General features: G+C 41.4%; 19 protein-coding genes and 1 pseudogene. 17 read left to right on the top strand and 3 right to left on the bottom strand.

Annotation, left to right across the window (positions count from 1 at the left end; all coding sequences use genetic code 11):
* Positions 1 to 2 precede the first annotated feature (2 nt).
* Positions 3 to 485, top strand: coding sequence for a chemotaxis protein CheW (locus MKZ25_RS11300; RefSeq protein WP_340718646.1), 483 nt, complete (start codon positions 3 to 5; stop codon positions 483 to 485).
* A 41-nt stretch (positions 486 to 526) separates the two neighbouring features.
* Here MKZ25_RS11300 and MKZ25_RS11295 read toward each other — a convergent pair whose 3' ends face one another.
* The gene (locus MKZ25_RS11295) at positions 527 to 1,180 is read right to left on the bottom strand and encodes a DedA family protein (protein ID WP_340718645.1); all 654 of its coding nucleotides are present in this window, start codon (positions 1,178 to 1,180) and stop codon (positions 527 to 529) included.
* Positions 1,181 to 1,285: 105 nt separating this feature from the next.
* On the opposite strand from MKZ25_RS11295, the gene MKZ25_RS11290 reads away from it, so the two are divergent.
* The 12 genes and pseudogenes from MKZ25_RS11290 (at position 1,286) to MKZ25_RS11235 (ending at position 17,283) form a co-directional block, all read left to right on the top strand.
* Entirely contained in the window at positions 1,286 to 1,786 is a 501-nt protein-coding gene (locus MKZ25_RS11290) for a DUF1648 domain-containing protein (protein WP_340718644.1), read from the top strand.
* 124 nt (positions 1,787 to 1,910) lie between these two features.
* Positions 1,911 to 2,405 (top strand): RNA polymerase sigma factor, encoded by a 495-nt coding sequence (locus MKZ25_RS11285; protein ID WP_340718643.1) that lies wholly within the window; start codon positions 1,911 to 1,913, stop codon positions 2,403 to 2,405.
* Complete coding sequence (locus MKZ25_RS11280) at positions 2,395 to 3,270, top strand: dehydrogenase (protein WP_340718642.1); 876 nt, start codon at positions 2,395 to 2,397, stop codon at positions 3,268 to 3,270. Before MKZ25_RS11285 ends, MKZ25_RS11280 begins: the two co-directional genes overlap by 11 nt.
* A gap of 509 nt (positions 3,271 to 3,779) precedes the next feature.
* Positions 3,780 to 4,139: pseudogene (locus tag MKZ25_RS11275) on the top strand (M23 family metallopeptidase); the annotation flags it as partial.
* Between the two features lie 210 nt (positions 4,140 to 4,349).
* The gene (rpoN, locus tag MKZ25_RS11270) at positions 4,350 to 5,687 is read left to right on the top strand and encodes an RNA polymerase factor sigma-54 (RefSeq protein ID WP_340801586.1); all 1,338 of its coding nucleotides are present in this window, start codon (positions 4,350 to 4,352) and stop codon (positions 5,685 to 5,687) included.
* 201 nt (positions 5,688 to 5,888) lie between these two features.
* Entirely contained in the window at positions 5,889 to 7,322 is a 1,434-nt protein-coding gene (locus MKZ25_RS11265; protein ID WP_340801585.1) for an amino acid permease, read from the top strand.
* Between the two features lie 64 nt (positions 7,323 to 7,386).
* A complete protein-coding gene (locus tag MKZ25_RS11260) occupies positions 7,387 to 9,027 on the top strand; it encodes a sigma-54 interaction domain-containing protein (protein ID WP_340718640.1) in 1,641 nt (546 codons plus the stop codon).
* 260 nt (positions 9,028 to 9,287) lie between these two features.
* The gene (locus MKZ25_RS11255; protein ID WP_340718639.1) at positions 9,288 to 10,619 is read left to right on the top strand and encodes an aminotransferase family protein; all 1,332 of its coding nucleotides are present in this window, start codon (positions 9,288 to 9,290) and stop codon (positions 10,617 to 10,619) included.
* Positions 10,620 to 10,623: 4 nt separating this feature from the next.
* A complete protein-coding gene (gene ald, locus MKZ25_RS11250; protein ID WP_340718638.1) occupies positions 10,624 to 11,751 on the top strand; it encodes an alanine dehydrogenase in 1,128 nt (375 codons plus the stop codon).
* A gap of 11 nt (positions 11,752 to 11,762) precedes the next feature.
* Positions 11,763 to 13,154, top strand: a complete 1,392-nt coding sequence (locus MKZ25_RS11245) for an aldehyde dehydrogenase family protein (protein WP_340801584.1) — start codon at positions 11,763 to 11,765, stop codon at positions 13,152 to 13,154.
* Positions 13,155 to 13,254: 100 nt separating this feature from the next.
* Positions 13,255 to 15,282 (top strand): hydantoinase/oxoprolinase family protein, encoded by a 2,028-nt coding sequence (locus MKZ25_RS11240; protein WP_340718636.1) that lies wholly within the window; start codon positions 13,255 to 13,257, stop codon positions 15,280 to 15,282.
* Positions 15,283 to 15,303: 21 nt separating this feature from the next.
* On the top strand, positions 15,304 to 17,283 hold the full coding sequence (locus tag MKZ25_RS11235; protein ID WP_340801583.1) for a hydantoinase B/oxoprolinase family protein: 1,980 nt from the start codon (positions 15,304 to 15,306) through the stop codon (positions 17,281 to 17,283).
* 253 nt (positions 17,284 to 17,536) lie between these two features.
* On the opposite strand, the gene MKZ25_RS11230 is transcribed toward MKZ25_RS11235, so the two are convergent.
* Together MKZ25_RS11230 and MKZ25_RS11225 are read right to left on the bottom strand one after the other, a co-directional pair.
* Positions 17,537 to 18,805 (bottom strand): replicative DNA helicase, encoded by a 1,269-nt coding sequence (locus MKZ25_RS11230; protein WP_340801582.1) that lies wholly within the window; start codon positions 18,803 to 18,805, stop codon positions 17,537 to 17,539.
* The gene (locus MKZ25_RS11225) at positions 18,802 to 19,533 is read right to left on the bottom strand and encodes a conserved phage C-terminal domain-containing protein (protein WP_340718633.1); all 732 of its coding nucleotides are present in this window, start codon (positions 19,531 to 19,533) and stop codon (positions 18,802 to 18,804) included. Before MKZ25_RS11225 ends, MKZ25_RS11230 begins: the two co-directional genes overlap by 4 nt.
* Positions 19,534 to 20,004: 471 nt before the next feature.
* Between MKZ25_RS11225 and MKZ25_RS11220 the strand changes: the two genes are divergently transcribed.
* The 4 genes from MKZ25_RS11220 (at position 20,005) to MKZ25_RS11205 (ending at position 23,369) form a co-directional block, all read left to right on the top strand.
* Positions 20,005 to 20,751 carry a methionine ABC transporter ATP-binding protein gene (locus MKZ25_RS11220; protein ID WP_340801581.1) on the top strand — a complete coding sequence of 249 codons (747 nt, stop codon included), beginning with the start codon at positions 20,005 to 20,007 and terminating at the stop codon, positions 20,749 to 20,751.
* Positions 20,744 to 21,406, top strand: a complete 663-nt coding sequence (locus tag MKZ25_RS11215; RefSeq protein ID WP_340801580.1) for a methionine ABC transporter permease — start codon at positions 20,744 to 20,746, stop codon at positions 21,404 to 21,406. Before MKZ25_RS11220 ends, MKZ25_RS11215 begins: the two co-directional genes overlap by 8 nt.
* Positions 21,407 to 21,416: 10 nt before the next feature.
* Complete coding sequence (locus tag MKZ25_RS11210) at positions 21,417 to 22,238, top strand: MetQ/NlpA family ABC transporter substrate-binding protein (RefSeq protein WP_340801579.1); 822 nt, start codon at positions 21,417 to 21,419, stop codon at positions 22,236 to 22,238.
* A gap of 141 nt (positions 22,239 to 22,379) precedes the next feature.
* Positions 22,380 to 23,369, top strand: a complete 990-nt coding sequence (locus MKZ25_RS11205) for an NADPH:quinone oxidoreductase family protein (protein ID WP_340801578.1) — start codon at positions 22,380 to 22,382, stop codon at positions 23,367 to 23,369.
* Positions 23,370 to 23,409: the final 40 nt, after the last annotated feature.

Raw genomic sequence — 23,409 nt, 5'->3', positions numbered from 1 at the left:
ATATGAGCATTGAAAAAGCAGTCGTATTTTTATGCGGCACAGAAGAATATGCCGTTCCGGTTGGGCAGGTTGTTTCGATTGAAAAGCTGGAGCGCGTAACTCCGATTCCTCATTTGCCGAACTACTTGCTCGGCTTTGCGCGAATTCGCGGGGAACTTACACCGATCATCGATTTTCAGACCATTTTATACAATCGCCCGACAAATACACAAACGGCTAAAATCATTGTGTTGAAGACAGAGTTGATTAATTACGGATTGGTCGTTGCCGATGCGAAAGAAATTATCGACTTTGAAGAAGGCGTATTAAAACAGATGGGGCTTGTCAATTACGAAAAGACGAAATATTTTACTGCGGTTGCCAATTTGGAAGACCGCATGATTTCTTGTATCGACCCGAATATTCTCGTTCACTCATTGGACGGCATCCGTGAAATTATCGAATATATGCATGAAATGAACCAGCAGGAAAATCAGACAAACTAAAAAAAGGAGCTTATCATCTGAACGTGATAGGCTCCATTTTTTCAATCGGCAGTAACCGCTTTCTTTTTTTTGAATTGTTTAACGTACGCATAACCTGTGAAGCTAAATACGAAGATGGAAATAATCGTGAGTGTCAGGACGAGATTTTCTTCAACCCATGGTATATTTCCGAGTAAAAAGCCGCCGCCAAGCCATACAACGGTCCAAAGTACGGCCCCCATGAAGTTATAGCGTAAAAATGTCCCATACGAAAAGCCCGAATATCCGCATATAAACGGTGTCATTGTCCGCATCAACGGCACAAACCTTGAAAACGTAATGGCAATCCGGTCGTAGTCTTCCAGGAATTTCAGTGCTTTTTCAGTAGTTTCCTCTGATAAAAAACGCATGAACAGATTGCGCTTCGGCGGAATTTTCCGTATCGATTTTCCGATAAGGTAGTTGCTGCTGTCGGCAAGCGTTGTCGCAACGATGAAGATGATCAGCAATGTCAGAAAATCAAGCTTATCGATCGCTGCCAATGTCCCGCTTGTGAACACCGTACTATCCCCGGGTAAAAATGTTAAAATTACAAAGGCCGTTTTCGTGAAAACAACCGCAAACAGCAAAATATAAATATACAGTCCGAGCTCTTTTATGTAATAAAATATGACCTGGTCGATTTCCCGTAAAAATTGAATGATGTCAAGTAGCATAAGTAGTTCTCCCATCAAGAGGATGATTAAATTCAAGTATAGCGGATGTTGGCAAAATATTGTTATAAAAAGTGCTGAGTAAAAAAATTAAAAGAGGTGATGGAAATGAGTTTGACGAAACGCCCTAAGATCAAGATTCCGAAAACGAAATCCGAATGGCTGATGGATCTTATCGGGTATATCGCATTGGCAATCATGTTCGCTGTACTATTCGTGAACTGGAGCGAACTGCCTAAAGAAATACCTGCCCACTTTGACGGCAGCGGCAATGTCGACCGGTGGGGCTCTAAATGGGAGCTGTTAATATTACCGGGCATCGGGATTGCCATGCATTTCTTTTTAATGATTTTGGAAAAATTCCCTGAAACGCACAACTATCCGGAACGCTTCAATGAATCCAATGCCGAGGTCTTTTACAGAAATAGTCGCCAAACATTAAATTATATGCGTAACATCATCAATATATTATTCGCCTACATCGTATACCGCATCATGATGATTGCTTTAGAAGAAGCAACAACGATCGGCTGGCCGTTTTTCGTCATTTTGGCAGCGCTGTTTATTGTACTCATTTGGAAGATGGTTAAGATATTTAAGATCAGGTAAAGCAGAATTTCTTTCGAATACCGGAAGCATCTCATAAAGGAGGTGCTTTTTTCATGAAAAACTTTAAATTAAATTACATATTTTTGATTTTCATTCGTCTATAGAAGTAAGAGAGGTGATGGACATGGATTTCGACGAGCTTTATGAGCAGGAGTTCCGCAAGACGTATCAATACATACGCTACATGGTATCGAATGCACAAGTAGCCGAAGATTTAACGCAGGATACGTTTGTGCGGATTTATAAAACGGATTTGACCAAAGTGACCAATTTCCAGACTTATACGAGGCAAGTCGCCCGGAATCTTGTTTATGACTATTACCGGAAGAGAGCATTAATTAAGTGGCTTCCATTTACAATTGCCCCGGAGCAGCAGGATTTTCACTACGTTCCGCATGATTGGCTCATTCAGGAAGAAGACCGGAAACGATTGTACGAGGCACTGCAAAAGTTAAAGCCGGTCCAACGCGAAGTTATTATTTACCGGAAAATCGAGGAGCTTTCGATTCAGGAAACGTGCGACATTATGGGGTTAACTTCGATGAAAGTCGCAAATACACAGCGAAGTGCGATGCTGGCATTGCAGAAAATTTTAGGAGGTGAAATCGATGAAGCTTGACGATCGCTTAAAACAGTTAAATGAATTCCCTGAAAATGAGGCATTAAAAAAATCCATCTATTACAACATCCATAAAAAGCCTGTCAAAAGACGCAATCCTTTGAAAACATTCCGTGAACTAGGTGTGATGGCGGCGATTTGTTTCATTGGTCTGTTTTTACTGTTCACCTCGAACAATCTTAATAATCAGGCAGCATCCGGTGAGATCGTGAAAATTACTTCCTATGAAAATAACGGAGAAAAGGGGTTTCGGGGCAGAGCATCGACATTTTTCATTGGGGTTGAAAATGTGACGACAGATGAAATGGTTACTTTATTCGAAAACATTTCAGCGCTTCCAGCTGTCATGGCTCCTCCGAATAGCGATGAGCATTATGACATTGTTGTGTTGTATAGAAACGGTGAACAGAGAAAATTTGAATTGGCATGGAACTATTTGTATGACGTGACGAATGATGCGTACTATCCCGGGCATGAACAATATCCGTCCGCTGTTTTATCTGACCTGGAAAATGCACATGACCGACTACAATTTCCTTCTATATTTATTGGTCTAGGCATTTTAGTGATGATTCTGGTGGCCTCCAGCTACTATAGCCGCCGACAAATTGAACTGCCGAAAAAAATACGCGGAATGGGTATTGCTATGACTATTTACTTGATCGTTGTGGCGATTATGGGATATTACTATTTTATAATCGGACCGTTTTACAAGCCCTTGGTTCTCCTTTTATTGTTTGTATATGGATTCAGCATGTGGTGGCTCATAAAAAGAGAAGTGACAAACTTGAACATATTGAAAGTGGAAAAGTACAAAATCCTATTTATTGTGCTATGGTTCCTTATTTGGATAGGCATGGCATAATAATAAAAATGAAGGCCGTTTTCGTAAAGAGTTACTTCTCACAAAAAAACTAATTTTGATTATTTTAGCCACCTTTGTTTCAAAATCATTACGATATTAATACCTGACAAAAGAAATAACAAAGGTAAAAACAAAGAAGATAGGAAAACGTAAGGAAACATTGCCGAATTTGCGTTAAATCCATCAAATAACATGCCTAAAATAAATGGAACTATGGAAAATATTGTTGAAACAACTGTTATTATTATCGAAGCCCCTTTGTACTTTTTTTTGAGAAATAGTGGGGAAACTAGGTTTATTAACATTGCGGCAACGATTAGTATTAACATTCAAACAACTCCAATTTTTAATAAAATTAATGTATTTTCAATATATTCCACTTTCCCTTTGAAAGCAATATACTTAGCGAAAACAACCAAAATGAAAATGCATGGCCCTTCATAAAGAAGCGGCCTTTTTTTGTTTATCAACTTATAAAAGGAATTTAAGAAAATTTAGCAGGTAACTATTGTACCATTGCACATGAACACAATGAATACAGTATGATTGCCCATTTTAAGCAGGATTCGATTTGTGTGAAAACAGGAGATAAAGTGAAGGCAGGTCAACTGCTCGGATTATGCGGGAATTCGGGCAATTCCTCGGAAGCACATATCCATTTTCAAGTGATGGATCATCCGGATTTTCTGCAGGCAAAATCGCTGCGGATTCAGTTTCATGGGGGAGCAGAACCCATTCAGGGGGATTTTGTACTGCCGAACTCAGCAAGCACGGCAGAATCCGGCACGTTTGATAAAATTGAAAACTCTTTAACAGCTGGTGAACTGCTGTTATTAATTCCCCGAATTATTGGGCAGTTTTTTAAATAGTGTATGCAGTCAAAAATGTAGTACAGCTCTGCTTGATAGAGGACCTGTGCTATGTTTATTTTTTTCTAAGGAAAGACCATCCGTCATGAACAACTAACGAATAATCTATCTTATGAAATTCTTATCCATTCGCCGAACGAAGAAAAGGAGGGATAAACTAGCATTAAAATGATATAATGTAGAAAAATATGGAATTGGAGGCTGATAGTGATGCAAATGATTTTAAACAATTCACAGAAGCTTACACAGGTTTTGTCAGCGAAATTGTTGCAGCATTTAGAAATACTTCAATTTTCTACTAACGAATTAGAGCAATACATTTATGAAAAGGCAAATGAGAACCCGCTGCTTTCTGTTATCGACGCAAAGGTAAAAGGAAATTATGAGGAAATAATGAAACTGGCAAGGAGTTCAATCAGCACGCAGTTTTCACCCTTGCATGGATCGGGAAAAGAGCAATTTAATATTATTGAAAAAACACTCGCGGAAAAAGTAAGCTATGAACTTTTTCTTATGGAACAGGTTCCGGTGCATAGTAATTTATCCGAAACGGATTTGAAAATTTTAACTTTTTTGATCCGGTCTTTAGATGATCGGTTATTTTTAGAAACGGATCTAGAATTTGTATCCGAAAAATTTAATACGAGTATGGTTCATGTCGAGGCGATATTAAATTTGCTCCAAACTTTTGAGCCAGTCGGAGTTGGCGCCCGCAACTATACAGAGTATTTGTTGATTCAGATTAATCGTGACCCGTCTGCTCCGGAAATGGCAGTCAAATTTATCAATGATGATTTAAAATTGGTCGCAGCACAGGCATTCAAAAGGTTAAGTAAAAAATATAAAATGCCACTTCAAGAGGTACAACAGACTGTTACTTACATTAAAAATTTGAACCCGATGATTGCAGGAGATAAAGTGGAAGCCATTCCGTATATCATACCGGATTTAACGGTCAAAAATATTGAAGGTGAATGGATCATCAAATTAAACCGTCACTATTTGCCATCCGTTACAATTGATGAATCCTATGTGAAACTGCTTAAAAACGATGCGAACAATCAAACGTATTACCGAGATTCAATAAAAGATGCGCTTGCATTAATGGAGGGCATTGAACAGCGGGATAAGACCCTGTACGATTTGGCTCGATTGCTCGTACAAATTCAGGAAGATTTTTTTGCAAAAGGAATGGATTCAATCAAACCGATGCGTTTAAAGGATGTATCTGAAGTACTTGGTGTGCACGAATCAACAGTCAGCAGGGCTATCCGGGGAAAATATATTCAAACACCGCATGGAATTTATGCTTTGCAGTCCTTGTTTACAAAAGGGTTAACGAATGCTTCAGGCAAAATGGATTCCGTAACGTATATTAAGAAACGGATAAAAGAACTGGTTGAAGAAGAAGACAAAAATAAACCATTATCGGATCAGCAAATGACTAATATTCTTCGTAAGGAAGGAATACAAATCTCCAGACGAACCGTCGCAAAATACCGGGAAGAATTGAGAATTGTCAATTCAGCTAATCGTACTTGCGGATAGGTGATGCAATATGTAGCAAGTTGATGCTACAAATACAATAATGATGCGAAAATGCATCGTTAATCTAATAAAATTTTTTTATTTAACTTAATTTAACTGAATTTTTAAAATTCGGCACGAAAATTGCTCCTTGTAAAGTAGACATTGAATTAGAGGAAGGGGTTTATAAATGTCAGCATTCAAACACTGAGGGGTGAATAAATGGGCACTTTACAAAAATCATTAAAAACGCGTCATATTACGATGATCTCAATCGGAGGAGTCATAGGGACAGGGCTATTTGTAGGAACCGGTAAAAATATTTTAAGTACGGGTCCTGCAGCTGTTGTATCATATGCAATTGCATGTATGCTGATTGTCCTGATTATGCAAATGGTTGGGGAAATGGCGACAGGTGAACTTGCATTAGGGAAAAGTAGAGGCAGTTCTGCAGAGCTCGGTTCATTTGCTTCCTATGCGGGAAGGTATATTGGTCCATGGGCAGGATTTACAGTAGGCTGGCTATACTGGGCAAGCTGGGTGTTTATTGTTGGGCTGGAAGCGGCGCTAATTGGAGGTATATTGCATAACTGGTTCCCGGTTATTCCGGTCTGGGTTGGCGGTGTAGGGATTACCTTACTAATGACAGTCGTTAATATTTATTCTGTCAAGTCATTCGGTGAATTTGAATATTGGCTGTCGTTCATTAAAGTCACGGCTATTATTGTATTTTTACTTGTTGGTCTTTTAATGATTGTTGGTTTATGGCCAAATTATGAGTCGAGAAGTTTAGAACTATTAACATCGTACGGCGGATTTGCTCCAAATGGAATTGTCCCTGTTGCGACAGCGATTGTATTCGTAATCTTCTCTATTTGTGGTGCTGAGGTTGCAGCGATAGCAGCGGCAGAATCTGAAAATCCGGCGAAAAATATTGTACGTGCCATCCGGAACGTTGTATTCCGTCTAGGATTATTCTTTGTCGGATCTGTAGCTATTATGATTCTGATTGTTCCGTGGAACGACACGGCTATGCTAGCAGCACCTTATGCAAATATTTTAACGTTGGCCGGATTACCGGTTGCAGCACAAATCATTCAGATTGTTATTTTTATTTCTCTAATTTCTGTATTGAATTCGGCTTTATATACGAGTTCGCGTATGTTGCTTGAAATGTCGCGTCAAGGTGATGCACCGAAAATGTTCTCACAAATTAAAAATAAGCGTGGTGCACCGGTACATGCCATTATTGGCAGTACAGTTGTCGCCTATATTTGTGCACTAATGTATTTCGTTTCACCGGAAGTGATCTTTTACTTTTTAGGAAACAGTGTCGGGGGGTTAATGATTGTTGTTTATATTTTCATTGCCATTTCGCAAATCCGTTTCCGCCGCCACTATGAAAAAGTCTCGAATGAGCCGCTTGCGATAAAAATGTGGCTGTTTCCGTATTTATCTTATATTACAATCGGTATTTTGGCAGTCGTTTATTTATGCCAGATGTTAATTGAATCTTTACGCTCCCAATTTTACTTGAGCACATTAGTATTGATAGGTTCGGTTTGTTTATTTTTTGTCATGCGAAAGTTCTCTGTCAAATCGGCTGTACAGAAAGAAAAAGCAGAGGAAATAGAGGAGAACTTACTATCCGAATAGAATAGGTGAAGAATACCCTTAGATACAGGCTGTCTAAGGGTATTTTAGAGAGGATGTGACCATTATGCCAATAGTAGGGTTCCATAAAGGAGAGCATTTTTTTGTAGTTAAAAACGGTGAAATTATAGCAAAAAGCGAAATACAGCCGGACTTAATCGAAAATATTATCAACGAATATAAAAATGAAAAAGAATTATTTGAGGTAGATGGCTATTTTGTACAAGTACTGGAGTCGGTACAGGGGGATTTATTTAATGTGCGGTCATTAAAACAGTTCAGCGACAGCGATTTTATGAATCCGCTTTCGACTAAAGTGTTAAACTCCATCTCTGACGGCATTACAATTTGTGATCGCCAAGGCAAAATTTTGTTTCAAAATAAAAGCGATATTGAAATTGTCGGCATTGATCTAATGGGAAGATATGCGAAAGATGCAATGGCAGAGGGATTGATGAGTGATTCCATTTCGATGAAAGTGATTGAATCCAAAGAAAAAGTAACGATTTTGCAGACGTTTATTAATGGCAAGTGCTTTTTAGTAACGGGAAAGCCGATATTCGATGAGGCAGGGGAACTGCAATATGTAGTTGCCATTACCCGTGATATGACCGAACTGAAAATATTGGAACAAGAAGTGCAGAAGCTGGAAATACAAAATGAAAATTTTAAAAACAAATTGCAGGCGATACATACAAAAGAAACGAATATTATTTCGATGTCCTGTGCCATGGAACAAGTAGTAGATCGCGCGATGAGAGTAGCAGAAGTGGATTCTACTGTATTAATCAGTGGTGAGTCGGGAGTAGGGAAAGAAGAAATTACAAAGCTCATCCATACATCCAGCAGGCGCAGTGAAAAGCAATTATTAACGATTAACTGCAGTGCGATACCGGATACATTATTGGAATCGGAACTTTTTGGTTACGAAGCAGGTGCCTTTACTGGTGCCATTAAAGGTGGAAAAGCAGGGCTGTTTGAAATTGCTTCAGGCGGTACAGTGTTTTTAGATGAAATTGGCGAAATGCCCTTGCTGTTACAGGTGAAATTATTGCGCGTGTTGCAGGAATGCGAGGTTCAGCGCATCGGCAGCGGAAAGCCGATTCCGATAGATGTACGGATTATAGCCGCAACAAACAGAAACTTGGCGGAAATGGTAAAGCAGGGCAGTTTCCGGGAAGATTTGTATTACCGCTTGAATATTATTCCTATAGAAGTCCCGCCGTTAAGACAGCGCCGGGAAGATATTATTCCGCTTGTAAATCATTTTCTAGCATTAATTAATAAAAAATATGGCATCCACCGGACGATTAAAAAAGACGCATTGAAAATCTTTAAGGCATATGACTGGCCCGGTAATGTCCGGCAGCTCAAAAATATCGTAGAACGGATTTGCCTGCTTGCTGTTCAGCCGGAAATAACTGTGAACATGGTAAAACAGGAATTGGACAGCAATCCGGATATTGTGCATATTTTAAAAAATCAGCACGATGAGAACTTTGAAACTAAACAAACTGTGCATCCCAAGTTTGCGGGGACGCTGAAAGAACAAGTGGCTCTATTTGAAAAACAGCTGATTAAACAAGCATTATCTGAACATCCAAGCATTCGTGAAACAGCTAAGTCTCTCGGGTGTGATCAGTCAACATTAGTCCGGAAAATACAAAAATATCAGTTGACACGCAATATTTCGTATGAAGATAGATGATGCGTTTTTGCATCAAATTTGCAGTTCTGAATTTAAAATGTATAAATAAATAAAATGTATGATGTTATACAACTTTGTTGAAAAAATACAAATCATATATATAGAAAAGCCAAAAAAATATAACAGCTAAGACATCACTTATCATCTAGTGATGTCTTTTAGTTGAAAGATTTATATTTTATTCCCTTCAAATAAAAGTTGGCACGAGAATTGCTCATTAGTAGGTGTAGGTAAATAAATCGAAATGAGGGGAACTATTTATGACAATTCAGTTAAAAGAAACATTAAAAGTATTGGATCAGAAACATTTTCTCCACCCGACATCTTCTATTGAACAACAGCAAGCTGATGGACCGGCTGCAATTTTTACTGAAGGTGAGGGAATTTATTTAAAAGATATGGAAGGCAAAGTGTATATTGACGGGATGTCTTCTTTATGGAATGTCAATGTTGGACATGGCCGTGAAGAAATCGCGGAAGCGGCAAAGGAGCAGATGGGAAAGTTGGCATTCAGTTCGTGTTTTGCAACGTTTAGTAATGAACCGGCCATTCGCTTAGCGTCCAAAATTGCATCGATGGCCCCTGGAAATTTAAACACAGTATTCTTCACGTCTGGCGGTTCAGAGTCTAATGACACAGCGATTAAATTAGCACGTCATTACTGGGTACTGAAAGGTCAGCCACAGCGCCAGACAATTATTTCACGTACACAGTCTTACCATGGAGTAGCAATGGGAGCAACAAATGCAACTGGGTTAAAAGCATTCCGTGACTTTACTAATTCACATGCACCTGGCTTCCATTATGTCTACAATCAGTCTGCACGTAATTTACGAGACACAATTGAACAGCTAGGACCTGAAACAGTTGCAGCGTTCATGTCAGAGCCAGTACAAGGAGCAGGTGGAGTAAATATCGCCCAGGAAAATTATTTTAAAGAAGTCCGTGAAATTTGTGATGAGTACGGCATTTTATTTATTGCGGATGAAGTAATCACTGGTTTCGGTCGTACAGGTAAATTATTCGGCATGCAGCATTACGATGTAGTTCCGGATATGATTACATTCGCAAAAGGCGTATCAAGCGGCTATGCACAACTTGGCGGCGTTGTCATTTCGGAAAATATTCACCAGGATTTATGTGAGCTGTCGAAAGGGACATTAATGCATGGCTATACTTACAGCGGCCATGCAATGGCATGTGCAGTCGGGTTGAAAAATATTGAAATTATTGAACGTGAAAACCTTGTGGAAAATGCAGCAAAAATGGGTGAAGCAATGCTGGAGGGCTTCCGTGTTCTACAGGATAAATACAGTTTTATCGGCCGTGTGCGCACACTCGGTTTACTTGGAGCGATTGAGTTAGTAAAAAGCCGCGAGACGGGTGAACTGTTCGACACATTACTAAGCCCGATTTTTGTACAGGAAACGATGAAAAGAGGTTTAATCTTGCGAACGGTTACGTATGAACAAGATACGATTGTGTTTGCGCCCCCACTAATTTTATCGCAAGCAGAATTGAACGAAATATTAAGAATTTTAGACGAGACATTTGAATTTGTGCGTAAAAATATTGTGGAGAAAGAAGGCTAAGCGAATGATTATCGGGATTCCAAAGGAAATAAAAAATAATGAATACCGTGTCGGAATGACTCCCGGAGGTGTTTTTGAACTTCAAAAAAGTGGTCATAGCATAAAGGTGGAGACGGGTGCAGGCTTAGCAAGCGGATTTACAGATGAAGCCTATACAGAAGTCGGTGCAGAAATTGTGGCGACTGCTGAAGAAGCTTGGAATGCTGAAATGGTTATTAAAGTAAAAGAACCATTACAACAGGAATTTCATTTCTTTAAGAAAAATTTAATTTTGTTCACCTATTTACATTTGGCGCCAGAACCTGAATTAACGAAACAGCTTATTGAAAAAGAAGTGACTGCGATTGCTTATGAAACAATCCAGCTTCCAAATGGTACATTACCTTTATTAACGCCAATGAGCGAAGTGGCAGGACGTATGGCTGTACAACTAGGTGCGCATTTCCTTGAAAAACATGAAGGCGGAAAAGGAACGCTTTTAGGTGGTGTTCCGGGAGTATCCCCAGCAAAAGTCGTAATTATTGGTGGTGGTATCGTCGGGACAAATGCTGCGAAAATGGCGGTAGGAGCTGGAGCCGATGTGACGATTTTGGATACGAATGTTGATCGACTGCGTCAATTAGATGATCAGTTTGCAGGTCGATTAAAAACACGTATGTCCAATAGTTTCAACATTTCGGAGGAAGTAAAGACAGCGGATTTATTAATAGGTGCCGTGCTGATTCCGGGGGCACGTGCACCACGTTTAGTAACAGAAAGTATGGTAAAGACGATGTCAAAAGGCTCTGTAATTATCGATGTTGCGGTGGATCAGGGCGGTTCAATTGAAACTGTCGACCGGATTACAACACATAGCGAGCCTGTTTATGTAAAGCATGGCGTATTACATTATGCCGTTTCAAATATACCGGGTGCCGTGGCAAGGACGTCAACGATTGCATTAACAAATGTCACATTACCGTATGCACTTCAAATTGCAAACAAAGGCTTTGAAAAAGCTGTGATTGAAAACGATGCATTAGCAAAAGGATTGAATACCGTAACCGGAAAAGTTACGTATGAAGCAGTTGCCCACGCTCACAACCTGCCGTATTCGCCTTTAAAAGAAGTACTACAAACTGTGTCTATTTAAGGAGGAATTTTATGACAACCATTATTAGAGAAATCCGTGAACAATTCAATCCAGCCAATCCGGCTGAATGTATCGGCCAAGTTGAACTTCTGACGGTAGACGAAACGAAAGCAGTCGTTGCATCAGCACATCAGGCATTTGAGGAATGGAAAAATAAATCTTCTGTTGCTCGCGGCGAAATTTTGCGTGTGATGGCGGATTTACTGGAAGAAGAAATAGATCTTGTAGCGGAAACAGCTTCGCGTGAAATGGGAAAAACAAAAAATGAAATGATCGGAGAAGTAAAGCGTGGTGCTTCGATTTTACGTTACTATGCCCAGGAAGGGATGCGGGCAACAGGTGAAGTACTGCCTTCAGCCAGTGAAGATAAGATTTTGTATACGAAGCGTGTACCGCTTGGCGTAATTGCAGCAATTACTCCTTGGAATTTCCCTGTAGCCATTCCGCTGTGGAAAATGGCACCAGCCTTAGTTTACGGAAATACTGTAGTTTGGAAGCCTTCAGTTGAAGCAGCATTGACCGGAAAGCTGCTAGGCGAATTATTTGAACGGGCTGGATTCCCGAAATCCGTCGTCAATGTTGTACAGGGGCGCGGTTCAAAAGTCGGGCAAGTTTTATTGGAAGCCCCTGAAGTAAAGGCAATAACATTTACAGGTTCAAATGGCGTCGGACAAAGTATTTTAAATACAGCCGGATCGACAAACAAAAAAATTCAGCTGGAGCTTGGCGGGAAAAATGCGGCGATTATTTTAGCGGACGCCGATTTAAAATCAGCAGCAAAATTGACAATCGAAGGTGCGATGAAACAGACGGGTCAGCGCTGCACAGCCACAAGCCGTGTTTATATCGAACAGGCGGTTTATGAAGAAGTACTGGCGTTATTAATTGAAGAAACGAAGAAAATTGAAGTTGGTGTAACGATGGGACCTGTTGTTTCACAAGGACAATATGAAAATATTTTAGCGGCAATAGAAAAGGCGAAATCTGAAGGCGCAGAACTTATTTACGGTGGTGAACCGGCTCCAAATGAAACAGAGGGCTACTATATTCAGCCGACGATTTTTAAAAATGTGACTCATGAAATGGCAATTGCACGCGAAGAAATTTTCGGGCCGGTGCTGGCTGTCGTAAAAGTGAAAGATTACGAGGAAGCAATTCAATTATCGAATGATTCGGAGTTTGGATTAAGTGCTTCAATCTATACTGAAAATATCCAAAAAGCGTTTGATTTTATTAAGCGCAGTGAAGTAGGGCTTGTCCAGGTAAATGATGAAACAGGCGGAGCAGAACCACAAGCCCCGTTTGGCGGTGTGAAAAATTCTAGTACAGGTGCCCGTGAACAAGGTCAGGCGGCGAAAGAATTTTTCACGACAATGAAAACCGTTACGATCAATACGAAATAGCAGGTTTTTTTATCTGACTATTCACTTAATTTAATTATAAAAACGACCCAATACTGTCCGGTTCATTACAATAAACTTCCTTATGAAAGAAGGTATCTCTATGACACATACTCGTTTAGCTATTGATGTTGGTGGAACTTTTACAGATGTTTTTGTATTTAACGAAAATACGGGAGAAGTGTTTGTAACGAAAACATCTTCTACACCATCAAACCCGGAAGAAGGTATTATTAATGGAATTGAGAAGGCCCGATTAGACGGCAAGGATATAAAAATATTTTCTCATGGCACTACAGTAGGCACGAATGCGCTGATTGAACGGAAGTTACCGAAAACAGCACTGATCACAACAAAAGGCTTTCGGGATGTAACTGAAATTCGACGTGGTACAAAAGAAGACATATGGGATACGTATAAAGATACAGCAAAACCTTATATTCAACGGCGTGATCGATTTGAGGTCACGGAACGGACAGATTATGAAGGCAATATTTTAGAAGCAATTCAGGAGGACGAAATTCGCGCATTAGCAAAAAAGCTGAAACGCAGAAATACCGAATCTATTGCCGTCTGCTTTATTAATGCCTATGTTAATGGAGAAAATGAAGCAAAAGTAAAGGAAATTTTAAAAGAGGAACTGCCGGATGTCTATGTTTGTATATCCAGTGAAGTCTTGCCGGAAATTTTTGAACATGAACGGATGAGCACGACGATTATTAATGCCGTTCTAGGACCGATTATGAGCAGATATATTAGTAAGTTAAGCGATGAAATGCAGAAAAAAGGCTATGAAGAGGAAATTTTAGTACTGCATTCAGGCGGCGGGGTAATGACGTCGAGTACAGTTCCACGTTATGCTGCAAGATTAGCCAGCTCAGGGATTGCTGCAGGAGCGATTGCAAGTAAACATATTGCCAAATTATGCGGATTTGATAATGCGATCGGTTTGGATATGGGCGGAACGAGTACCGACATCTCCCTTATGTTCGAGGGAGATATTCGTATTACAAAAGACTGGTCGATTGAATACGGTTATCCGATAGGGTTCCCGAGTATTGAAATATTAACGATTGGAGCAGGCGGGGGCAGCCTTGCATGGAAAGATGAAGGCGGATCATTACGAAACGGACCACAAAGTGCCGGTGCTGCACCAGGCCCTGCTTGTTATGGTCGTGGAGGAACTGAGCCAACCAACTCAGATGCGAATTTAGTGTTAGGCCGTTTAGGTGTTAATTTACTGGATGGCACAATGCAACTGGATAAATCTGCTGCAACTCAGGCAGTGAAGTCCATTGCGGATGAATTTAACCAGTCTGTTGAAGAAGCCGCAAATGCGATTATCCAAGTGGCCAACGCCAATATGAGCGATGCCGTTCGATTAATTTCGGTACGTCGAGGGTATGACCCGCGTGATTTTGCTCTCGTAGCATTCGGTGGTGCAGGACCATTGCACGGTGCTTATTTAGCAAAAGATTTAAATATCCCGAAAGTAATTATCCCGACACATCCGGGCGTCGCTGCTGCAATGGGTTGTCTGCTCGTTGATGTGCGTCATGATATTTCAAAAACGTACGTGAAAAAAGTGACGGATGTATCGGTTGAAGAGTTAACTGAACAGTTCAGCGAGTTGAGAACTGAGGCGAAAGCGCTGCTGGAAGAAGAGGGGATTTCCGAAGAAACTTCAACGTTGATGAACTATATTGACCTTCGCTATAAGGGGCAATGGCGATCATTGGCTGTAGTTGTTCCGGATGAATTGACTTCATTAGAAGATGTACTGGCTGCTTTCCATAAAGAACATGAACGTGAATTTGCTTTCTCTGATCCTGAACAGACGGTGGAAATTTACGGATTGCGTGTAACAGCCATTGGAACGGTGCCAAAACCGGAATTTCTGCAATATGAACAAGAAGGAACGTTAGAAGATGCTTATAAAGAGACACGTCCTGTTTATTTCGAAGGGGAATTTGTCGATACGAAAGTATATCACCGCGATAAAATTCCGGTCTACACACAAATACAAGGTCCGGCAATCGTAGATCAGTTAGATACGACGACAGTAATCCCACCAGGATTTACGGCGGAAGTAGATGTCTATAAAAATATTATTATTACGGTGAACGAATAAACGATAAGGAGGATGAAGTCTATGAGTACAATGAAATTAGCAGAACATAATCAAGTGCAAAATCTAGATCCCGTAACATTTGAAGTGTTGAAAAACGGGTTTGTCAATCTGGTCGATCAGATGGCAGAGCAAATGTTGCGTACATGTTATTCGTTTGTGATTTATAACCGTGATTTTAGTTGTGCACTATGTGATGCCGATGGAAATACGGTCATGCAAGGGACACAGGATATTTCGGTTCATGTAGGAACATTGCATTTAACAGCGAAGGCAGTTTTGGAAGATTTTGCGGACGATATCCACCCGGGTGACGTTTTTTTAGTAAATGATCCTTATCGTGGAGGGACACATTTCAGTGATGTCCGAGTCGTTTTACCCGTATTTCATGGAGAAAAGCTTATAGCCCTGATGCAAACGAACGGGCACTGGGCAGATGTCGGTGGTTCAAACCCTGGATCTTTCGATATTACAGCGAAAGAACATTTCGGCGAAGGATTGCGGATTCCGCCTGTACGGATATACAGTAAAGGCCAATACTTAAAAGATATTGTCAATATTATCGTAAAAAATATGCGTATTCCGGAAGAACGAATTGGAGATTTACGTTCGCAAGTGGAAGCCGCAAAAGTTGGCGAAAAGCAATTAAATGAGATGATTGACAAGTACGGAATTGATACGGTTTTATTAGCTTTCGATGAAGTACAAAATTATGTGGAGCGTTTAATGAAGGCAAAAATTGCGGTTTTGCCTAAAGGGGAATGGGAAACCGTGGATTATATTGATATGGACCCGCAGCTTGGGGATGGTCTAATTCCGATACGTGTGAAAATGACGATAACGGACGATGAGATTTTATATGATTTAAGCGGATCACACCCGTACATTAGCTGCTTTTTAAATGCCGGTTTTGGTTCGGCACTTTCGGGAACTTATGCAGGGACCAAGACATTCTTCCCGGACATTCCGTTAAACTCGGGCTTCTATCGGGTCGTAAAAACGTATCTCCCTGAAAATACCGTAGTCAACGCACCAAGTCCGGTGGCGGTATCGGGCTACTGTTCGGGGTCGTTTGAAAAAATCATGAATGCGTGCTTTGAATTATGGTCCAACATCATGCCGGAACGTGCAATTGCTTGTTCCTTTAACTTAGAGTATTTATTAATTGGCGGTTATGATAAACGACAAAATGGCAGTGAGTACTTTATGTGGTACGACTGGATGGCGGGCGGTCATGGTGGCCGTATTGACCGAGACGGCGCAAATACAACTTCACCGGTTTTCGGGGTCGGGTTAAGTGTTCAACCTTGTGAAGGTCAGGAACGGCTGTCACCGGTTATTACGACGAAGCACCAAATCATAACCGATTCTGCAGGTCCGGGTAAATATCGCGGGGGCTGCGGTGTTGAAAAGGGCGGTATGTTAACAGATATAAATAATACGGTCATGTCCTATTGCTGTGACCGCTCACGCTCGATTACATGGGGCATCAAAGGGGGATTACCTTCTATTCCACAAGGGGCCATCCTTAATCCGAATCAAAGTGATGAAGAGTTTTTAGGGACTATCTTCTCCAATGTAGAAGTGAAAAAAGGTGATTCATTTACACGACCATCTGCAGGCGGCGGCGGTTTAGGTGACCCGTTAGAACGCGATATTCATGCAGTTTTGGAAGATGTGATTGATGAGTATGTATCGATTGAGCGTGCAAAACTTGATTACGGCGTAATAATTTATGAAATTGACCGGGATATTGACGCGTTTGAAGTGGATTACGAAGCAACATCAAAAGAGCGGGAATATATTCGTAATAACCGCCGTCAATGGCTGGAATTGGACCCTCTTGAGGTCGAACGCATGTACAATGCTGGAGAAATTAATCAAATGGATGTCGTTCGCCGACATGGAGTAATTATGGATTATAAAACGAATAAAGTTTTACCGGTTTCGACTATGCAATACAGAGAAGAGATGAAAAAACGTTCTCTTGCTTTTTGGGCATAGGAAGCGGGAAGCTTACGAAACCCCTATGCAGGACTAATTCTGCATAGGGGTTTTATGAGGTTTGAGCCGCGTTCATCCATCTGCGCGAATTCTTCAATTTCCGCTTCAGTAAAAGGGACGTCGTATATGCGTTAAGGATCATCCTGCTTCTGCAAATAGCCCTTTTTTAAAGCGAGGTAAATCCAGTAAGCACCGAAGTTTTCTTCGTGTTACATCATTTCCAGTAAAAGTTCGTACACCGTTTTTACATGCATTACCTGTCACTCCCAGTTGAAATATGCCCGGTGATCTTATTATAAAAAGTAGAGGCAGTACCGGTTGGACCATTCCGATTTTTTGCAACTATAAGTTCAAGACGATCGGGCACATTTGAATCGATCTCTTCCGGGTCCTTATAATAGGAGTTCCTGTAAAGCAGAATGATAATATCGGCATCTTGTTCAATCGAGCCGGAATCGCGCAGGTCGCTCATGACCGGGCGCTTGTTGCTGCGGGTTTCGACATTGCGGTTGAGCTGGGCCAGACAAACGACTGGGCAGTCAAATTCTCTGGCCATCTGCTTTAGCGCGCGGCTGATTTTGCTCATCGCGATTGCCGAATAGTCAAAGTCATCATCTGCTTGGATAATCTGCAAGTAGTCGATGAAAATGATCGGTGTCTTATCGGGATGCTGGCGGATAATCCGGCGTGCCTGGCTGCGGATTTGCGCAACCGTCAAGCCGCTTCGGTCATCAATATGCACATTGGACTTATTTACCCGTTCCAGCACATGCAGCCATTCTGCTTTTTGATTGTCATTAAAAAGCATTTTCGGATTGCGCATCTTCAATCGGGAGTAATTGCCCGTTGTTGCGATGAGCCGGTCAAGTAAAATCGTTTTAGTCATTTCCAGTGAAAATACAATCGGCAAATGTCCTTGCCACCCGGCATTGAGGGCTAAGTTGTTCATGACATCCGTTTTCCCCATTGAAGGACGTGCTGCGATAATCGTCAGCTCTCCCGGACGAAACCCGTCGATCAATAGGCCGAGCTCCTTTATATGCGGCACGACCATTCCTTCTGTCTCGACATCCTCATATGGCCGGTTATGCATTTCGACTAAATCCTGGGTGATCGACGTATCGGTCACAGTGGCTTCAAGTTGTGTATTGTCCAGCCGCTCAATAATTTTCTGAATCGACCAATCCCCCTCAGCAGCCTGAAACAGGATCTGCTGTTTTTGCCGTTCGCGCCAAACTTCACGCAATACCTGTATATAATCATCAAACTTTTCTGCATCGGCAAACTTGAGCAGCTCTGTCAAATAGGAAACGCCGATCGTCTGGATTTCTTCAAAGCGGGCACTTAATGTCAGGTAATCGGCAGGACGACCCTCTGCTGCCAATTGCTGCATCAACTTAAATAATTGGCGATGATGCTGCCCGTAAAACATTTCGGGCTTTAACTGGCTGTCCAAAATCAAATAATTCTCCTCAAGCATCGTTGCTAAAATGCTTTGCTCCAAATATTCCTTTTTAATCAAAACGTTTCACCTGCCTCATAATCAAGTACTACCGGCTTTGGCACGTATTCAAGCGGTGCTTTTCTTGCATGGGCATTATTGAGATAGCTTTCAAAATTGACCGGACGGAACAATGTCATCGGGCGTAAATATTTTTGCATTTGCACGTCATGGCGCCAGCATTTCACTTGCTCGTCAATCACCGTATAGCATTCCTCGACCGTATAACCTAAATTTAAAATGGTGTTCACTAACCTGTAATTGGCAGGTGCCTGGTCATTGAAATTCTTATTGGCCTTCTTGTTTAAATAGTGAATAATATCCGACACGGCTTCTTGCCGGGCCTTCTTTTTATCATTTTGTGATGCCTCGATCGGCAAGCTGCCTTGCATCGCCAGTTCATTGTTACCGGCTTCTTCCGCATCAAGCAATTTTTGCAGCTGCGTGTAATCAATCCGGTACCATTTCGAGCGGTCCGTTGAAAAGCGGTTAAATTTTCTTGTTGAAATAATGAGCTTTCGCTGTTCAAGCTTTAAAAGGAGCCGGCCAATTTTCGCGGCATTCCAGTAAGTATGCTGCTTGGTCCATTGGTGATGGGTTTGACAGTACCAGAAATGTCCTACCTTTTTCTTTCCTTGATGCTTTAGACGGTAATGCAGCTGCTGGAGTATGGCTGCTTCCTCGATGCCTACAATATTTGCCAAGCGTTGTGAATAGTACATTTGATGACCTTCTACTACAAAATTCATGTTTTCCAACCTCCAATTGTTCGTTTGCCTTATATATGTCATTGAAAAACGGATTTGGGGACAAGATTGAAAAACTTTTTTTGGAAATGGAACTTATCAGGAGGAAGGAATCGTATGTCAGTCAGGAAATCCATTCGTCGTGTGACAGCACGACAATACTTTTTATAATTATTAAAAGAGAATACTAAATCTTTAAGAGCACCTGGAAATTGTTTTTCCGGAACACTGAATTTTGCACATTCATGACAACAAAACAGCGGAATTGCAATCATTAAAATTAAGAATAAAAGTAGCCTGTTTTTTTAGGGTGTATAGAAGAAGGAGAATTACTGCTTTTTCGTATGGAATATTTGTGGTTCGCAAAACAGTAGACACATGGGATTTTTTGCAATAAACATTTCTCTTGGTAGCTGATGCAATATCTACTATAATTAGAAATCGATTGGGTATGCAGTGGAGGTGTCTATACAGGTGATACAATTACAGCAAGTCACAAAAAAATTTGGTTCTTTCGTCGCTGTGCAGGATGTGACGTTAACGATTGCTAAAGGGGAAATTCACGGATTGATCGGGGCGAGCGGTGCAGGGAAATCGACATTGCTGCGTCTGATGAACTTGCTTGAAGTTCCGGACAGTGGAGAGGTAGTCGTCAACGGCCAGCAACTGACCGCTTTAAAAACTGCGGAACTTCGTGAAGCGAGAAAATCAATCGGGATGATCTTCCAGCATTTTCATCTTGTCGCAAATAAAACCGTCCATGATAATGTGGAAATTGCACTGGTACTGGCAAACTTTCCGAAAAAGCTGCGGAAAGCGCGTGTCATCGAATGCCTGAAGTTTGTCGGGCTGGAACAGTTTGCAAACCAATATCCGGCCCAGCTGAGCGGTGGGCAAAAGCAACGTGTGGCGATTGCAAGAGCACTGGCAAACGAAACGGCGGTCCTGCTCTGTGATGAGCCAACCTCTGCGCTTGATACCAACACTTCTGCGGAAATTTTGCGTGTTTTACAGAAGGTCAATGTGGAGCTCGGTGTAACGATTGTGCTTGTCAGTCATGAACTTGATGTTGTGAAAAGTATTTGCCATCGTGCTACCGTACTGGATACAGGGCAAATATATGAAACAGTCGAGTTAACACCTGGTGGCATACTAGAAACGAGCCATCATCCGCAAAGCTTCGTTGATCAGCTCGTGAAAGGTGGAATTGGACATGCCTGATGTGTTACGTCAGTATGAAGCCGAAATTGGGCGGGCGATCAGCGAGACCTTTTTCATGGTCGGTGTGTCAATTGTAGCTGCCGTTTTAATCGGTTTACCAATCGGTACATATTTATTTCTTTGCGGGAAAGAAAAATTGCTTGAAAATCGTGTCGTTTACAACATACTAAACTTGGCGGTGAATACGATCCGCTCATTTCCATTCCTGCTATTGGTCGTTTTCTTGATTCCTTTTACACGGCTCATTGTCGGTACGGCAATCGGTACGGTTGCGGCTACCGTTCCGTTATCGATCATTGCCATTGCGCATTATGCAAGGCTTGTCGAACAGTCACTGCTTGATGTGCCAAAAGGTGTAATCGAGGCAGCTGTTTCAATGGGTGCCTCGGTACGGCGGATTATTTTCAGTTTTCTTTTTGTGGAGGCACGTTCAGGCCTGGTGCTCGGCTTGACGACTTCGATTGTCAGCTTCATTTCCTATTCTACAATAATGGGTGTAGTTGGCGGTGGCGGCATCGGTGATTTTGCGATTCGTTACGGTTATCAGCAATTCAAGACAGATCTAATGCTTTACATGATTTTCATTATGATTATTTTGGTGCAGCTTATTCAAATGATTGGTACAACTGCAGCAAGATGGTTGGACAAAAGATAGGAGAATGATTGTGAAAAAAAGATGGATGTTAAGTGTAGCAGCAGTACTTGCTTTAGTAGGCTGCGGACAGAATGATGAAACAGAAACGAATAAAGAAGTGGAAACAGAAGAGACAACGTTAAAAGTTGCATCATTGATTTCACCGATGACAGATATTCTGGAACTGGTGGAGCCTAAATTGGAAGAACAGGGCATTGATCTGGAAATTGTCGTATTAGGCGATAATGTACAGCCAAACAGTGCACTGGCCGCAAAGGAAGTGGATGCAAACTTCTTCCAGCACGTACCGTATATGGAGGAATTCAACCGTAACAATGACGCAAATTTAGTGCCGATCCAGCCGATTTACTTTGCGAATTACGGTGTGTATGCTAAAAATTATGATTCAATCGAAGAGTTGCCTGAAGGGGCGACAGTTGCGATTGCCAACGATATTTCAAATGTTGACCGTTCGTTAATGCTGCTTGCCCAGCACGGTGTCATTACATTAAAGGAAAAAACGGATGTGTATTACACATTAGCAAGTGTTGAGGACAATCCGAAAAATCTTCAGTTTAAGGAAGTCGATCTGTTAATGCTTGCGCGTATGTACGATGATGCGGATGCAGTCGTTATGACACCTGCCTATGCGGCACCCCTTAATCTAACACCGAAAAGTGATGCGCTGCTGACTGAAGGCGTGGAAAATGACTTTGCCATTACATTAGTGGCACGTGAAGACAACAAAGACGACGAAGCAATCAAAAAGCTTGCAGAAGCAATGACAAATGAAGAAGTGCGTAATTTCCTTACTGAAAACTACGACGAAACTGCAACACCAGCTTTTGAATAAAAAGATCGATCATGCCGAGACGCGCTTCCATTATGCGTTTCGGCTTTTTTTATTAAAAATGTTCTGGATCAAAGCAGGTTTTTGACCGGTATGCCTAATTTTGTTACCCTTTATTTGTAAACATTTGAAGGGGTGGTCAAAATGGCAGAAAACTTTAAAGCATTAGTCGTCAATAATGAAGAACAATTTACAGTGGACGTGAAGGAACTTACCTTGAATGATTTACCTGATGGAGACGTGCTGCTTAAAGTAGAGTATTCTTCTATAAATTATAAGGATAGTTTAGCAGCAATACCGGATGGCAACATTGTGAAAAGCTATCCGTTCGTACCGGGCATCGACTTGGCAGGAACGGTCATTTCATCGGAAAACCCGCAATTCAAAGAAGGGGATAAAGTGATTGCGACAAGCTATGAAATTGGTGTAACTCATTTTGGCGGATATAGTGAATATGCGCGCATCCCGTCTGAGTGGCTTGTTCCATTGCCGGAAGGACTTTCATTAAAAGAAGCGATGATCATCGGTACAGCCGGCTTTACTGCAGCTTTATCAGTTCAGCGACTGGAAGAAAATAATGTATCGCCCGATAAAGGAAAAGTGCTCGTAACAGGTTCTACAGGCGGTGTCGGAAGCTTTGCCGTTTCGATTCTGTCAAAGCTTGGCTATGAAGTAGAAGCAAGTACAGGGAAAGAATCGGAACATGATTTTTTAAAGAAACTTGGTGCGACTTCGATCGTCCCGCGTGAAGAAGTTTATGACGGTAAAGTTCGCGCATTAGGGAAACAAAAATGGGCAGCTGCGGTCGATCCGGTCGGTGGTGAGCCATTAGCATCATTGCTAAGTCAAATTCATTACGGCGGATCTGTTGCAGTCAGCGGATTAACTGCAGGGACAAAACTTCCGTCAACGGTCTTCCCATTTATTTTACGCGGTGTCAACTTACTGGGAATTGATTCTGTATATTGCCCGATGGAAACGCGACTTAAGGTGTGGAACCGTTTGGCAACTGATTTCAAACCGGATAATCTGGAACAATTGATTCAGCAAGAAATTACGCTTGAACAGCTTCCGGAAGCACTACCGACACTATTAAAAGGCCAGGCAAAAGGTAGAACAGTCGTAAAGCTATAATGAAATATTGGAAGAAACTTTAATTCGTTTGTAAATAAAC

The organism is Solibacillus sp. FSL W7-1464 (assembly GCF_038004425.1).
GTDB lineage: Bacteria > Bacillota > Bacilli > Bacillales_A > Planococcaceae > Solibacillus.
This window is presented reverse-complemented; position numbering and strand designations above follow the sequence as displayed.

Bases quoted from the DNA above. Each gene is read 5' to 3' on its own strand.
- MKZ25_RS11265 (WP_340801585.1), top strand. From the start codon at position 5,889: ATGGGCACTTTACAAAAATCATTAAAAACGCGTCATATTACGATGATC.
- MKZ25_RS11235 (WP_340801583.1), top strand. From the start codon at position 15,304: ATGAGTACAATGAAATTAGCAGAACATAATCAAGTGCAAAATCTAGAT.
- ald (WP_340718638.1), top strand. From the start codon at position 10,624: ATGATTATCGGGATTCCAAAGGAAATAAAAAATAATGAATACCGTGTC.
- MKZ25_RS11255 (WP_340718639.1), top strand. From the start codon at position 9,288: ATGACAATTCAGTTAAAAGAAACATTAAAAGTATTGGATCAGAAACAT.
- MKZ25_RS11290 (WP_340718644.1), top strand. From the start codon at position 1,286: ATGAGTTTGACGAAACGCCCTAAGATCAAGATTCCGAAAACGAAATCC.
- MKZ25_RS11260 (WP_340718640.1), top strand. From the start codon at position 7,387: ATGCCAATAGTAGGGTTCCATAAAGGAGAGCATTTTTTTGTAGTTAAA.
- MKZ25_RS11285 (WP_340718643.1), top strand. From the start codon at position 1,911: ATGGATTTCGACGAGCTTTATGAGCAGGAGTTCCGCAAGACGTATCAA.
- MKZ25_RS11295 (WP_340718645.1), bottom strand. From the start codon at position 1,180: ATGCTACTTGACATCATTCAATTTTTACGGGAAATCGACCAGGTCATA.
- rpoN (WP_340801586.1), top strand. From the start codon at position 4,350: ATGCAAATGATTTTAAACAATTCACAGAAGCTTACACAGGTTTTGTCA.
- MKZ25_RS11300 (WP_340718646.1), top strand. From the start codon at position 3: ATGAGCATTGAAAAAGCAGTCGTATTTTTATGCGGCACAGAAGAATAT.
- MKZ25_RS11225 (WP_340718633.1), bottom strand. From the start codon at position 19,533: ATGAATTTTGTAGTAGAAGGTCATCAAATGTACTATTCACAACGCTTG.
- MKZ25_RS11215 (WP_340801580.1), top strand. From the start codon at position 20,744: ATGCCTGATGTGTTACGTCAGTATGAAGCCGAAATTGGGCGGGCGATC.
- MKZ25_RS11240 (WP_340718636.1), top strand. From the start codon at position 13,255: ATGACACATACTCGTTTAGCTATTGATGTTGGTGGAACTTTTACAGAT.
- MKZ25_RS11205 (WP_340801578.1), top strand. From the start codon at position 22,380: ATGGCAGAAAACTTTAAAGCATTAGTCGTCAATAATGAAGAACAATTT.
- MKZ25_RS11280 (WP_340718642.1), top strand. From the start codon at position 2,395: ATGAAGCTTGACGATCGCTTAAAACAGTTAAATGAATTCCCTGAAAAT.
- MKZ25_RS11245 (WP_340801584.1), top strand. From the start codon at position 11,763: ATGACAACCATTATTAGAGAAATCCGTGAACAATTCAATCCAGCCAAT.